Below are 14,713 nucleotides of genomic sequence, written 5' to 3'. Positions count from 1 at the left end.
TTTAAGAACTCAATTAAATTCAAATAATAATACTAATTTTTATCTAGCTACTCTACCAGATGCATCACCACCCATTAATTTTTCTACTTCAGCAACAGTTGCTAAGTTAGCATCTCCTTTAATTGTATGCTTTAAACAAGAAGCTGCAACGGCAAAGTCTAATGCGTTTTGATCATCTTCTGGGTACTTTAATAATCCGTAGATTAAACCTCCCATAAATGAATCTCCACCTCCAACTCTATCTACAATATCTGTAATTTGGTATTGACGTGTTTGGTATAATGTTTTACCATCATATAAAACTCCTGCCCAAGTATTGTGAGATGCAGAAATTGACCCTCTTAAAGTTGTAATTACTTTTTTAGCTCTTGGAAACTTTTCCATCATTTGCTCACATACAGATAAAAAAGCTTCTGCTTTTACATTATGCCCTTCTGTTTGTACAGAGATTCCTTCTGGCTTAATACCAAAATGCATTTCTGCATCTTCTTCATTTCCTAAAACAATATCACAGTAAGAAGTTAATTCTGTCATTATTTTTTCTCTATGTGCATCGTCACAAAACTTCCAAAGTTTTGCTCTATAATTTAAATCTGTAGAAATAGTTATTCCTTTTGCGCTTGCAGCTTTTACTGCTTCTAAACAAACATCTGCAGAACCTTGCGAAATTGCAGGTGTAATACCTGTCCAATGAAACCACTCTACGCCATCAAAAACAGCATCCCAATCGATCATACCAGATTCTATTTCTGCAATAGCAGAATGTGCTCTATCATAAACAACTTTAGATCCTCTTGATACTGCACCTGTTTCTAAAAAGTAGATTCCTAAACGGTCTCCACCCCAAACAATTTTATCAACGTTTACACCACGTTTTCTCATCTCCATCATTGCACATTCACCAATATCATTCTTTGGTAAACGAGTTACAAAATCTACATCTACACCGTAGTTTGCTAAAGAAACTGCTACGTTAGACTCACCACCACCATATACAACATCAAAATTATTTGCTTGTGAAAATCTTAAAAACCCTTGTGGAGCTAATCTTAACATAATTTCTCCGAAAGTTACTACTTTACCCATTTTTACTGTAATTTTTATTTAATTGTTAATTGCTTAAACGTTTAACCAATGTTTCAAAATAAAATCAAAATAGAGACTGCTATTAGTCTATTTTGATTATTGATATTATCGTTCTATATTTGCTTAAACGTTTAAGCAAATATAAATAAAATTTGAATAAAAAAAAGAAAACTACTATAAAAGATATTGCTAATGTGCTTAATATATCTGCAGCAGCTGTTTCTAAAGCACTACATAACGATTCTAGAATTAGCGAAAAAACTAAAAAAGCAGTAAGACAAGTTGCCGAAAATCTAAATTATCAGCCAAATCATTTGGCAAGTGCATTAAGAAGCGGTAAATCTAATTTGGTTGGCGTTATTGTGCCTAGAACAAATAGTAATTTTTTCTCTTCTGTTATTCAAAATATAGAACATGTTTTAAACAGTAAAGGTTACAATATAATAATAACTCAATCTAACGAATCTTATAAAAAAGAATGTGATAGTATAGACACACTTCTTTTTACTCAAGTAGATGGTATTATTGCTTCTATGGCCAATGAAACTGTAGATTTACAGTATTATGAAAAAATTAAATCTAAAGGGATTCCGCTAATTTTGTTTGATAGAGGAGAAAACGATTTAAATGTAGACTATATTGGTATTGATGATTATAACAGCAGCCACGTAATAGTAGAACACTTGTTAGCACAAGGTTGCAAAAGAATTGCGCACATAGGAGGTTATAAACGAACAAGAATTTATAACAACAGAATTAGAGGTTATATTGATGCATTAAAAAAGCACAATTTACCTTTAGATGATGAGTTATTGATTGAAACGAATCTTTCTATAGAAAATGGAAGAGAGAAAATGCAAGAATTATTAAAATTAAAAAATAAACCAGATGCAGTTTATGTTGCTGGTGATTATGCCGCTTTGGGTGCATTACAAGTATTAAATGAGAAAGGCATTAAAATGCCTGAAGAAATTGCCTTGGTTGGTTTTGGAAATGAACCTTTTACAGATATGGTTACACCTAGCATAACTAGTGTTAATCAACACAGTGAACAAATTGGTAAATTAGCTGCGGAAACTTTTCTAAACTACACTAATAAAAAATCAATTAAACAAGAATTAAGAAAACAAATACTTGATGCAGAGTTAATTGTAAGAAAATCTTCTAATAAAGTATAAACCTCCCTAAAATAAATTTTAGAGAGGTTTAAACTCAAATTCAAAAAAAATAAAATCTTAAATTCCTAAAGCTTGTCCACCACCAACTTGAATAGTTTCTGCTGTTAAGAAAGCTGAATCTTTACCTGCTAAGAATGATACGACTCCAGCAACATCTTCTGGTTGTCCTAATCTACCTAACATAATATTATTTGCCCAAGAAGCAAAAACTTCTGGTTTGGTTGATTTAATTTGTGCATGAAAAGGAGTATCTATAGTTCCTGGAGAAACTGCATTTACTCTAATACCATATTCTGCTAAATCTTTTGCTAAAGCTCTTGTAATTGCGTGCACACCAGCTTTAGAAGTACCATAAATACCTGCTCCTGGTCCGCCAGCATTCCAACCTGCATTAGAAGTATAGTTAATTATAGATGCATATTCACTTTTCTTTAAGAAAGGTATAGCGGCTCTAGAAGCATAAAAAGTAGAATCTAGGTTTAAAGCCATTACAAACTTATAAAACTCTGTAGTCATTTCTTCGAAACGAGATCTACCACCTAAACCACCTGCATTATTTACAAGTACATCAATTTTACCATACTTTTCTCCTATTGCTACAATATTAGATGTTACTGCGTTTTCATCAGTTACATCAAAACCATAATATTCTGCATTTATACCTGCATCAGATAATTCTTTTAATCTTTGCGCACCAGCTTCATCATCAATTCCGTTTAAAATAACAGTAAAGCCATCTTGCCCTAATCTTTTTGCTACTTCGAAACCAATTCCTCCTGTAGCACCTGTGATTACCGCTACTTTTCCTTCTATTTTACTCATTTTATAATTGTTTAATTTTTGTTATTGTTTATTTAAATTTTAGAAACATTCTTCTCTACAGGTTCTATCTTTTTTATAAAGAAGAAAATTGATAATACACCTAGAATTACGGAAACACAAATTGCTATAAATGCTGGCGTATATGAGTTGGTTGTAATTTGACCAACAAACCAGTTCATAATCATTGGTGATACTGCTGCAACTGTACCTGCTAAACCAGCTAATGTACCTACAGATGATCCTCTTAATAAATCACTAGAAATTGTTTGAATATTACCTATTGCAAATTGAAATCCAAATAATGCTAAGCCTGCAAAATAAATGAACATCATAAAATCACCTTCTTTAACCAAAGTAATAATACTTACAAATGCTATTAAAATTAATAATCCTCCTAAAGAAATTGTTATTTTTCTAGCTGTATCAACCGTGTATTTTTTTATTAATTCTCCTGTAAAAAGTCCGCCGATAATACTACCTGCTGCTGCCATTAAATAAGATATCCACATGGTATTTGCAATTTGTTCTATACTTAAATCGAATTTATCGTTTAAATAAATTGGCATCCAACCTGCAAAAAACCACCAAATTGGTTCTATAAAAAATCTACAAAGTAATACTCCCCAAGATTGTTTGAAACTTAGAATTTTTCCAACGGATAAACTTTTTTCTGTTTTTGTATTAACATCTTTTACGTTATCTATTCTATCAGAAACAATTAAATCTCTTTCTTCTTGTGTAACCCAAGGATGTTTTTCTGGAGTTGATTTATTTAAAAACAACCACGGAATTACCCACAACATACCTACTGCTCCTAAAATTATATAAGTAGTTTTCCAGCCAAATCTTGTGTAAAGAAAAACAATTACAAAAGGTGCAATAACATTACCTATAGATGCACCTGCATTAAAAATTCCTTGTGCAGTTGCTCTTTCTTTTATAGGAAACCATTCTCCGTTACTTTTAACGGCACCTGGCCAATTACCAGCTTCACCTAGACCTAAAAGACCTCTAAAAATTGATAATGTAATTACACCTCTAGCAAAGGCATGAAAAGCAGAAGCTACAGACCAAACTATAATAGAGACTGTAAAACCAAGACGTGTACCTATTTTATCGTATAACTTACCAGAAGCAAATTTACCTACTGCATAACACGCCATAAAGATATTTAACATTATTGCATAATCCTCTTTATCCATGCCTAGGTCTTCACCCATTTCTGGCCATAAAAGAGCAAACGCAGTTCTATCTATATAATTAATAACAGTTGCTATAAAAATAAGTGTAATAATCCACCATCGTAAGCCTTTTATTTTCATTGTATTATAATTTGGTTATTCTATATTGTAACAATACACATAGAGTTCTTTAAAATGATCCTTCATTTTTTGTTTTGCTAATTGCGGATCTTCATTTTTAATAGCATCAAATATTGCTTGGTGATCTGCTATACCTTTTTGAGATAAATCTGAATCACAAACATGATATTTTTCGAATTTTGTAATAATTTCTGGTGTAATAATTAACATAAAAGTATTCATGGTACTATTACCACTTGCTTTAGCAATCGCTAAATGAAAAAGTAGATCTTCTTGAACTGCATCTTCTCCATTTAACACTTTTTGCTTATATGCTAATAAAGCTTCTTCCATTTTTTGAAGGTCTTCTTCAGTTCTTCTTAATGCTGCTAACTTTACAGTTTTTAATTCTAATAAAATTCTAGTTTCTACTAAAGATTTAAAATCTGGCTCATCTAAACGAATTATGTCTTCTATCATACCATTCATCGCTGTAACGCCAATATTTGCTACAAACGTACCGCTTTGAGGTCTCGATTTTAATAAACCATAGAATTCTAATTTCTGAATAGCTTCTCTTACATTATTTCTACTTACTTCAAACTTTTCTGAAAGCATTCTCTCTGAAGGTAACTTATCTCCAGGTTCTAAATTCTTATAATTTATAAGGTCTCTAATACCTTTAATTATAAAATTTTCTACTTTTTTATTTTCGTTTTTTGTAAGTACTTCTAACTTCATATTCTAGATTTTAATTAAAAACTGGTTAACCAGTTTAGTAGTATAAATATATAAAAACTTAATTTACTAACAAATATATTAACTTACATATGCATGAACCAATTTACATCAACACTTCCACCATTATTACACTAATTACTTTTGATTAAAGAATTCACCTTAAAAAGGTGAATTCTTTAAATATTTTAAACTTTAATTTTTCTTAATTTCTACTAAATCAAATCTTGTTTCTACATCACCTGCTGCCATAAAAAACCTAAGATTTTCTGTAGTTGCACCTGTTGTAAAAGTATACGAAATTGGCTCGTACGTAGAAGAATTTGCACTTAAAGGCACGTTCTCGTTTATAAATGCTGTATTATCATCTTTATCTTCAATTAATAATTTACCAGCGTGTGTACCAGAAGATTTACTTACGTACCAAAATGAAACTACATAACTAGTATTAGCTGAAACTAAAATTGTTTGATCTAAAAATTTAGAAGTAGAATTTGCACTTATTTTTGCACCCGTTGTTCCATCTGCAGGGGTTGGAGAACCAGAACCTGAATAAGGACTTGATGCATTACCACCACCCCAAACAGATCTATCACTACATTCGAAACTTGGACACTCAAAAACAGGAACTAGAACATCAACCACATCTACATCTAAAGTAATTTCATCTGTTAAATCGTTACCATCTTTAGAGATTAACTTCACTGAATAAGTACCTTCTCCGGCTGCATAAGTATACTCAGGATTTGCTTCTGTAGAAGTTCCTCCATCACCAAAGCTCCATGTAAAATCTGATGCACTAGCAGATAAATTTGTAAATAAAATTGTTTTAAAATCTGCTGTAGAAGCTACGTAAGAAAAGTTAGCAGAAGGAGGTGTTAAATCTGGAATAGAACCCGTTTCTGGTAATTCATTTTCTTCACAAGATATAAAAGCTATTGATGATACTAACATAATGAGTAAACTCATTACATTAGTAAATTTGTATTTTTTATTGTTTAATCTAATCATGATTATTTCTTTTTAAATTTTAAAATTAATATCCAGGATTTTGAGATAGAAGACCGTTACTAAGACCAATTTCTACTTGCGGAATTGGTAATAATAAATCTGTACCTGTAAAACCTAATCCATAAGCATTAGAAAAAGAACTTAAGACATTTTGAGCTTCACCCATTCTTACTAAATCAAAAAATCTATGATTCTCGAATGCTAATTCTACTCTTCTTTCGTCTAATAATTCTTCTTTTGTAATAGAAGTTACTGGCGTTGTTAAACCTGCTCTATCTCTAACCGCTTGAAAAGATGCTATTGCTGCAGCATCTGTTGTAGATGCGCCTCCAGCCATAATAGCTTCTACATGCATTAATAATACATCTGCGTATCTTAATACAATCCAATCGTTTCCGGCAGATGTAGGGTCTTCTGAAGTCACAGGAATTCCTAAACTATCATCTCCGTTTGGTAAATATTTTACTACTTGATATTGTCCTGCCTGACCAGAATCTTCTCTGTAAGACAATGCTGTTCTATTTCCTCCTAAAGCATCTAAAGCTGCCTTTGCATCTAGAGTAACATAATTTACACCACTTGTTCTACCTACGGCGTTTAACCATTCTGCAGAAAAGTTTTGACTGTCATCGTTTGAACCTGGTAAGAAACCTATAGAGAAAATAGTTTCTTTATTCCCTTCATTATAAAATACATCTTTAAAATCTGATTCTAAACCAAATCCTCTTGATGGATTCATGATAGATTCTAATAAGCTTTGTGCTTCACCATATCTACCTAGAGTTAAATATACTTTAGCTAACAATCCTTCTGCACCCGCTTTAGATGCTCTATCTTTAAAAGTATCATCTAAATTTGCTACGGCAGATTCTAAATCACTTACAATTAAATCGTAAATACTACTTTGCGCAACTCTAGTAAAAGAAGTTTCTAAATCTAAAGGTGCAATTACTTTATCGATTAATGGAATGTCTCCAAATAAACGAACTAAATTAAAATAAGCATAACCTCTTACAAATTTAGCTTCTGCTTCAAACTGTGCACTAGATGCACCAGCAGCTTCTAGGTTTTCTAACACTAAATTAGCTCTATAAATTACATTATAATAACTTCTATAATAATCTGCTACAATACCGTTTGTAGATTCTATTGTGTAAAACTCAAACTGAGCTGCATCTCCTTCTTGACTCTTAGTTCTTGTATTGTCACTTCTCATTTCTGTAACATAGAATTCTACTTGAATCCCATGATTTAAACCAGAACCTGTGTCTTTTAAGGCATTAAAACCTTGTATACCATCATACATATTTATTACAGCTGCTTCTACTTCTGCTTCTGTAGTAAAGTATGCGTCTGCACTAATACCTGTTTTTAAATCTGGTGTTAAAAATGTATCTTCACATGAAGAAACAAATACAGCTACTATAAGTACAATTAAAAATTTAATTTGTTTCATAATATTATCTTTTTTAAAATTCATTGTTTCTTAAAACTCTACATTTAAACCTACAGTAACAGTACTAAACACTGGCGAACCTGCTCTTTGGTAACCATAAGTTGTTGCACTTGTAGTGTTTATAGACTCTGGGTTAAAACCAGTATAATTGCTTGCAGTTAAGTACATAAGATTTTGGCCAGAAAGGTAAACTCTCATTTTAGACATTTTAATTTTATCTAAAATACTTCTGTTAAAAGTATAACCAATGTTTACGTTTCTTAAAGCTATATAAGAAGCATCTTGAATAATATCATTTGTAAAAATCTTTTGCTTTATAAATCCTTGGTTTGGTGTAGTAGAGATAAAGTCTTGACCACTGTTAAAGTGATTTAAGATATATTGGTCTCCCATGTTTCTAATTTCTGCACCATGACTTCCTTGAAACATAAAACTAAAATCTACAGCACCTACTTTAAACTCATTAGATAAACTCCATACAAAATCTGGGTATGGATTACCTAAAATTGTTTTATCATCATCATCAATTAAACCATCTCCGTTTAAATCTTTTACGTAAACATCTTGCGCTTCTGCACCAATTGGGTGAAAAGGATTGCTTAAGAATTCTCTAGGAATATCTCTTTCTACTACCCATCCATAAAAAGATGAGATTGGATTTCCTTCTAAATTAATCCATTCTGCAGCTCTTTTACCATCTACATTCTGAATTTGACCGTTAGAATCTGCAAAATCATTTAAAGTATTTTTATTTTTAGATCCAAGGAAAGTAGAAGACCATTTAAAGTTTTCTTTAGAAATATTTCTAGTTCTTAACTCTACTTCGATACCACTATTTTCTACTTCACCTAAGTTTACTAATGCATTCGTAAAACCTGTTGTTGATGAAATAGGGTTGTATAATAATAACTGATCTGATGTTCTTGAATAATAATCTACAGAACCTGTAAGAAAGTTATTAAATAAACTAAAATCTACACCAGGGTTAAATTCTATTTGTCTTTCCCACTTTAAATCAGGGTTCGCAATGTTTAGAGGGTTTACAACTAAAGATGCATTTCCTTGAGAAACACCAGTTGTAGTATCGTCTAAGATAGCTAAATAAGGATAGTTATCTACTAAACGGTTACCTGTTCTAAAATCGTTATTACCTGTTACACCGTAACTTACTCTTAATTTTAATCTATTTACGATTTTATTATCTTGTAAAAACTCCTCGTTATGTAAATTCCAACCACCAGATAATGCTACAAAATTACCGTACTTATTATTTGGCCCGAAAACAGAACTACCATCTCTTCTAAAACTAGCTGATGCTAAATATCTATCATCAAAAACATAATTTACTCTTGTAAAGAAAGATAATAATGTGTTTTCATATTCATATTGATTTCTATCTGTTATACTTGCAGCTGCATTAATATAAGGTCTAGTATCATCTTCAAAAACAGAACCTTGTACACTTTCAAAATCTAATTTTGTTTTTTCTGCAGTAATACCAGCTACAGCTCCTACGCTATGTTTACCAATATCTTTATTATAAGATAAAATATTATCTGCAACAATATGATAAGATTTAATCATAGTACTATCTAATCTAGATGCACTAGCACCGTTTCTATTAGATAAAACACCTTGATATCTAGACTGTCTTGTTCTTGAATAATCTCCAGAAATAGCTGTTCTAAAGCTTAAATCACTATTAATTTTATATTTAGCATATAAACTACCAAATAATTTTAATTTAAAATCTCTTCTATCTCTTTCTAAGATTTTAGCTGCCGGATTCGTATTAGAGGTATTACTAATATCTGTACCACTACCAGTACTTGGTGCCCCTGCAACTAAATCATAATCATCAAACATACGTTGTATTGCATAATCACCTACTTTAGCGTCTGCATACTTACCATTATCTCTAAATCTGTTAACAAATTGTATATTGTTTTCGTCTAAATAAACTGGCAACCAAGATGGTTGTCTTAAAATATCGTGAGTAGAACCATCGAATCTTCTTCTTTCATTATAAGAAGGATTAAAACGAGCACCAACAGTTAATTTTTTAGTTACATCGTATTCAATTTTACCATTAAAGTTATATTTCTTAAAATCATCTGTTAAAAGAACCCCTTCATCATGTAAGTAATTTAAAGCAACACTAAATTTTAATTTGTCGTTTCCACCACGAACACTAAATGCATGGTTTGTTATAGAACCACCATCAAAAATAACATCTTGCCAATTTGTTTGGTTACCTAACAATAACTTGTATTTAGTTTTATCTGTTAAACCATAAGTATAGTTTAATTCTTCTTGAGCATTTCCTGTTACAGAGCTATAGTAAGCATCACTTTGTCTAGCTGTTTTGTAACCAGTAAAAGTACTGTAAGAGTATTTTGTTTTACCAGATTTACCACTTTTTGTAGTAATCATTATAACACCGTTACCACCTCTAGAACCATAAATTGCACCAGAAGCTGCATCTTTTAATACTTCAAAAGATTCTACATCATTCATATCCATAGATCCTAAGAAATCTGAATCTACAACAATACCATCTACTACAACCAAAGGACCTGAGTTACCCGTAATAGAACCAGTACCTCTAATTCTAATTGTTGGTGCAGAACCCGCTTCTCCTTCTGTTGCCTGAATATTTACACCAGAAACTTGCCCAACTAAAGCATCATCTACCCTAGAAACCGCAATCTGATCTAATTTTTCGTTTTTTACTTTAGAAATAGCACCTGTTAAATGACTTTTTCTTTGAGTACCATAACCTACAACTACAATTTCATCTAATGTACTTGCATCTTCTACTAATTGTACATTAATTGTTTTTTGATCTGTAAAAGTTACTTTCTTTGTAACAAACCCTAAATAAGAGAATTGAATTACATCTCCGCTTTTCACTTTAACTTGATAGTTTCCATCAAAATCGGTACTTGTTCCTGTTGACGTCCCAAGAACAATAATGTTGGCACCTAGAATCGGCTCGCCATCTGTTTTGGACGTAACATTTCCTTTTACTGTAACACTCTGTTGTGCATAGTTAACCGCACTTAGTAAAAGCATTGCAATAAATACTAACTTAATTTTTAAGTTCATAGTTAATTGTATTTGAATTAATTTGTTTAATTAAATATTTCTTTTAGAAATTTTGATAATAAATTTTAAAGACAAACACTGCTATATTTAATCATTAAAACTTGAAAACTATTACTGAATTTCCAAAAGAAATATTCATGGTTTACCAAACTGGTTTACCAAATTGGTTTACCAAATATACCCTATTTTTTGAATTAAACAAAATTTTGTTAAAAATTTCACAAAAACCTCAATATTTAGGGCTGTTTTTTATCTATTTAGGATTCTTTGTCACTAAAATATGAAGGACCATCACCTGTTAAGAAATCTTCTCTTACCGGACTAAACGTATCAATTAACTGCCCTTCTTCTAAACAAACTGCACTGTGCAATAAATTTGGTTCAATGTAAACACCATCTCCAGCTTCTACAATTTGCTTTACTCCATCAATTTCAAATTCGAACTTACCTGACACGCAATAGGTAGCTTGCGTATGAAAATGTTGATGCGGTGCTCCTAAAGCTCCTTTTTCAAATTTTACACTTACCATCATGATTTGGTTGTCGTAACCTAAAAACTTTCTAGAAACTCCTCCTCCAAGTTTTTCCCATTCCATGTCTTTTGCTACAATGTACTTTTCGCTAAATCTTTTCATTTTTAATTATGTTTTTTTGTTTTATTTTATTTGAAATAATAAGAACCTAACCATTCATAATTCTTATTGCTAATTTTTAAATTATGGTTTGTTTCTTTTGAATTGTTAGCATTTGCAGTAATAAACAATTTAACATTCCCGTTTAAATTGGTAATCTCAATTGCTGTATAATCTTCTGAATCTAAAATTGTTTTAATTGATTTGATGCTGCTATTTGAGTTTACTGCAGATTCTGAAACTGGACTGTAACTTCCGTGAGATTCTATTACAGACACAAACGTTCTGTTTTTTGAATTTATAGTTCTTAAAATTAAAGCAGGATCACGACGTAAGTTAAAATCTGGATCGTTGGCTCCAATTCTAGCAAATAATACTTCATCTTTAACTGAAGTTTCTGTAGTTAACGAGTAAAACTTGTTATTGTTAAACCATGAAAACTTAGTATTGCCTTCTGATGCTTTTCCTGAACCTTCTACATATAAATGCTGAAAGCCATTTTTAGAACCTAAAGGTTTTAATGTTTTAGGTGAATTGTACTCAAAATTTGTTTGTAATACTTGTCCGAAATAGTAAAAAGGGAAATCGTATTGGTTCGCTGTTGCGGAAGTCACCTTCATAATATCAAGCATATATGGCTTTTCGAAATCTTCGTCTTTAATTATAGCCATCGTACGAAGCATTGTGGTTCCTGGATATGCATTTTTTTCGATAGCACTTACTACTTGCACGTTTTCATTTTCCGAAGAAAAATAATTTAGATCAGAATGATGTAAACTTCCTATATCATATTTTCCAGTAAAATGAGAGGTTTCATTTTGAGTAACTGTATTATGTGCAATGGTTTGTTTTGCCCAAGTTTTATTTTCTTTTAGATAATTTCCACCACCTTTTTGTTCGATATTTACAAAACGAGATAATCCATAATCTTGAATGACTTCTTCTCCGTTTTCATATAAAGAATATGACAATTTATCATAGTGTCCATGACTAGAACCTTGTGCTGCGTATTTAAAAACGAGTTCTAAATTTTCATTTCTTAAAATACCAACACCACCTTGTTTTCCTTCTGGACCATCAGACAAGTTGATAGATTTTTTAGTGAATGGTTTTTCTTTTCCATTTTTAATACCAAGAGCAACTGCCAAACCAGAATCGTCTAATAAGACTTTGTCTTGTTCTTTTGATATTGATAATAAACCAGGATCTTGCTCTCCAAAATGATAAGATACATCTACAGCAGTTACCAAAGCGTTTGTGTAATACGACATTCCTTTTTGTCCATCGTTTAATGGAAAAAAATCACCATCTGCATCAGATAAGTTTAATAATGCATTTATAGATTTTAAAAGTACGCCTTCTTTGTATTCAAAAATTTTAAGTTCTGGTTTTACATTGTGTAATGCTTCAGCAAAAACTAAAAACGGATACATCGCATAACGTTGGTAATATGGTCCTTCATTATAATAACCATCTGGTGAAAAAGGCTCTTCAATATTCGCTAAAAAACCTGCTTTTCCGTCCTTGTTTAAAAAACCACCATCATCGTCTTTTTTGTTAGCATCTAATTTTAAATCTTTAATTCCGTATAAGGCACGATTGATTAATTCATCATCATTCATAACCAAACCAATCATTCCAACTGCTGCATTTCCCCAAGTACTATGGTTATGTACACGTTGGTAAAATTGTGGACTATCTATAGAAATATGATCTGCAAACGGCCTGAATAAATTAGTTTCTAATTTGTTACGTTCTTCTTCGGTTAAATAATTATAGATACAATCGTAAGCCTGACTTACATATACCAACCAGTTAGAATCGTTAAGGCATTGCCAAAATAATTTTCCTCTAGCATAAGATCTTGTTTTTGGATGTAATGGTAAGGTTTTATACAATGCTTCATACTCCATTAGCATGTCTTTTACATACTTGGCATATTTTTCGTCATCTAAAATTTGATATAATAAACCCGCTTTTTGAAGAATAAACCAGTTTTTTTTATGCCTAACATGTGTGTAACCACCAGAATAATCTTTAGGAATTGGCACATCAATTCCTGCTTTAATTTCGGCATCAACTTCTTTTTTTACTGCTTCTAAAGATTTATCGAAAATAGGAATTATACCTAACTGTGCCCTAATATCTTTTACTCCTTGAGCGGTTAAAATAAGTTTAGGATGTTGTTGAGTTGTTTTAGCGTCTGAAGTATTTTCAGCAATCGTATTATTTTCATTTTTACATGAAAACATTACGGCTACTAATACAAATAGTACAATTTTAAATGTTGTAGTTTTTACTTTTTTCATCTTTAGTTTTTTGGTGCTGTTGATGCTCCTACGGTTGCAGATTTAAACCAAACCTCAGCATAACTTCCGTTTTCATATTGTTTAGCGATATCACCTTCGTAGATTTTAGAACCTGTTTTAACATTTGCTTGATTGTATGCGCCTTGTTTAAAGTAATTAATCTCGCCAGCGTATGCAATTTCACGTTCTTCACTTACTTTTCTTCGCGACGCATAATTGTCTATAATTTGTTGCGGAATAGATGCTTTTGTAGGAAAATCTGTTTTGATTAAGTTTTTAGTAAATGTTACCGTTTTATGTCCTTCACTTGTAAAAGTTAAATACATAATACCCTTATACACATTAACTTCGTAGCTAAATTCTTCATCTAAAGCAATACCATCTAAAGGTTCATTTGGTGCAGTTGTTGCATCTTTACCAACTTTAGAAAAATCATTTCCCCAAACCGCTGTCGAATAATCCCAACGACCAGCATTGTCTCCTTTGGTATTAATTTCGTAATTCCAAAATACTGAACCTTTTGTATGACTTGGAAATTTTTTGTAATAGATTTTTAAAGGTTCGTTTTCATGACCTGCTCCACTATGTATTTGACCAACAACCACAGAAAAAGCAGACGATTTTGTTGCGTCACCAGTTGTAGACACATGTTTTACTTTTAAAGTTCCTGTTAGTTTTCCGCCTTCTTCTGGAATCCAATGTCTTTTTTCACCTAATTCTGTTCTTGTATTGCTAGACGTTTTTGAAGTAATACCAGAATTTGGTGTTTTATAAACAACCCAATCGGTTTCGTTTTCAGTTTCAACATAGAAAAAATCATCTTTTTGAAAACCAACTAAATCTTCAGATTTTGTTCCGTCACCTAAAAGGATTTTCCATTTATCCATAAACGGAATAACATCACTTGGTGCTTTTTTAATGGTATTAGTGATTGAAACAGCACTAGATTCTTCTTTCTTTTTTGATTCATTTTTACAAGCAACAATTGCTAAAATTGCTACTATTATAAGAGGTAGTTTTTTCATGGGAAATATATAAGATTATAGCTGATTTCTTCTTCCGTTTTGCAAGA

Annotated in this window: 11 protein-coding genes; 1 reads left to right on the top strand and 10 read right to left on the bottom strand. The window is 31.4% G+C overall.

The features are described 5' to 3' along the window. Window positions 1-39: 39 nt before the first annotated feature. The gene (locus ACYPV9_RS01840) at window positions 40-1,086 is read right to left on the bottom strand and encodes a sugar kinase (protein ID WP_077810512.1); all 1,047 of its coding nucleotides are present in this window, start codon (window positions 1,084-1,086) and stop codon (window positions 40-42) included. Window positions 1,087-1,238: 152 nt separating this feature from the next. Here ACYPV9_RS01840 and ACYPV9_RS01835 point away from each other — a divergent pair, with 152 nt between their 5' ends. Continuing rightward, entirely contained in the window at window positions 1,239-2,264 is a 1,026-nt protein-coding gene (locus ACYPV9_RS01835) for a LacI family DNA-binding transcriptional regulator (RefSeq protein WP_299062864.1), read from the top strand. A gap of 57 nt (window positions 2,265-2,321) precedes the next feature. On the opposite strand, the gene ACYPV9_RS01830 is transcribed toward ACYPV9_RS01835, so the two are convergent. The 9 genes from ACYPV9_RS01830 to ACYPV9_RS01790 form a co-directional block, all read right to left on the bottom strand. Beyond that, entirely contained in the window at window positions 2,322-3,086 is a 765-nt protein-coding gene (locus ACYPV9_RS01830) for an SDR family NAD(P)-dependent oxidoreductase (protein WP_459741402.1), read from the bottom strand. Between the two features lie 32 nt (window positions 3,087-3,118). Further along, window positions 3,119-4,408: an MFS transporter gene (locus tag ACYPV9_RS01825; RefSeq protein WP_459741401.1), complete on the bottom strand. Its 1,290-nt coding sequence runs from the start codon at window positions 4,406-4,408 to the stop codon at window positions 3,119-3,121. Window positions 4,409-4,423: 15 nt separating this feature from the next. Beyond that, entirely contained in the window at window positions 4,424-5,128 is a 705-nt protein-coding gene (locus ACYPV9_RS01820) for a FadR/GntR family transcriptional regulator (RefSeq protein ID WP_299062874.1), read from the bottom strand. A gap of 192 nt (window positions 5,129-5,320) precedes the next feature. Continuing rightward, window positions 5,321-6,094, bottom strand: a complete 774-nt coding sequence (locus ACYPV9_RS01815; protein WP_459741400.1) for a PKD domain-containing protein — start codon at window positions 6,092-6,094, stop codon at window positions 5,321-5,323. Window positions 6,095-6,161: 67 nt separating this feature from the next. Then, window positions 6,162-7,592: a RagB/SusD family nutrient uptake outer membrane protein gene (locus tag ACYPV9_RS01810; RefSeq protein WP_299062879.1), complete on the bottom strand. Its 1,431-nt coding sequence runs from the start codon at window positions 7,590-7,592 to the stop codon at window positions 6,162-6,164. Window positions 7,593-7,622: 30 nt separating this feature from the next. Then, window positions 7,623-10,700, bottom strand: coding sequence for a SusC/RagA family TonB-linked outer membrane protein (locus ACYPV9_RS01805; protein ID WP_459741399.1), 3,078 nt, complete (start codon window positions 10,698-10,700; stop codon window positions 7,623-7,625). Between the two features lie 257 nt (window positions 10,701-10,957). Beyond that, window positions 10,958-11,335, bottom strand: coding sequence for a cupin domain-containing protein (locus ACYPV9_RS01800; protein WP_077810519.1), 378 nt, complete (start codon window positions 11,333-11,335; stop codon window positions 10,958-10,960). Window positions 11,336-11,361: 26 nt separating this feature from the next. Next, the gene (locus tag ACYPV9_RS01795; RefSeq protein WP_459741398.1) at window positions 11,362-13,641 is read right to left on the bottom strand and encodes an alginate lyase family protein; all 2,280 of its coding nucleotides are present in this window, start codon (window positions 13,639-13,641) and stop codon (window positions 11,362-11,364) included. Window positions 13,642-13,643: 2 nt separating this feature from the next. Further along, complete coding sequence (locus ACYPV9_RS01790) at window positions 13,644-14,666, bottom strand: polysaccharide lyase family 7 protein (protein WP_459741397.1); 1,023 nt, start codon at window positions 14,664-14,666, stop codon at window positions 13,644-13,646. Window positions 14,667-14,713: the final 47 nt, after the last annotated feature.

It is taken from the genome of Polaribacter sp. OB-PA-B3 (assembly GCF_054589375.1).
Note: the sequence above shows the minus strand (reverse complement) of the source record. Positions and strands in the feature narration are given on the sequence as shown.

What these genes read in the sequence shown, in the direction of transcription:
- ACYPV9_RS01840 (WP_077810512.1), bottom strand. Translation starts at nt 1,086, where the DNA reads ATGGGTAAAGTAGTAACTTTCGGAGAAATTATGTTAAGATTAGCTCCA.
- ACYPV9_RS01830 (WP_459741402.1), bottom strand. Translation starts at nt 3,086, where the DNA reads ATGAGTAAAATAGAAGGAAAAGTAGCGGTAATCACAGGTGCTACAGGA.
- ACYPV9_RS01825 (WP_459741401.1), bottom strand. Translation starts at nt 4,408, where the DNA reads ATGAAAATAAAAGGCTTACGATGGTGGATTATTACACTTATTTTTATA.
- ACYPV9_RS01820 (WP_299062874.1), bottom strand. Translation starts at nt 5,128, where the DNA reads ATGAAGTTAGAAGTACTTACAAAAAACGAAAATAAAAAAGTAGAAAAT.
- ACYPV9_RS01815 (WP_459741400.1), bottom strand. Translation starts at nt 6,094, where the DNA reads ATGAGTTTACTCATTATGTTAGTATCATCAATAGCTTTTATATCTTGT.
- ACYPV9_RS01810 (WP_299062879.1), bottom strand. Translation starts at nt 7,592, where the DNA reads ATGAAACAAATTAAATTTTTAATTGTACTTATAGTAGCTGTATTTGTT.
- ACYPV9_RS01805 (WP_459741399.1), bottom strand. Translation starts at nt 10,700, where the DNA reads ATGAACTTAAAAATTAAGTTAGTATTTATTGCAATGCTTTTACTAAGT.
- ACYPV9_RS01800 (WP_077810519.1), bottom strand. Translation starts at nt 11,335, where the DNA reads ATGAAAAGATTTAGCGAAAAGTACATTGTAGCAAAAGACATGGAATGG.
- ACYPV9_RS01795 (WP_459741398.1), bottom strand. Translation starts at nt 13,641, where the DNA reads ATGAAAAAAGTAAAAACTACAACATTTAAAATTGTACTATTTGTATTA.
- ACYPV9_RS01790 (WP_459741397.1), bottom strand. Translation starts at nt 14,666, where the DNA reads ATGAAAAAACTACCTCTTATAATAGTAGCAATTTTAGCAATTGTTGCT.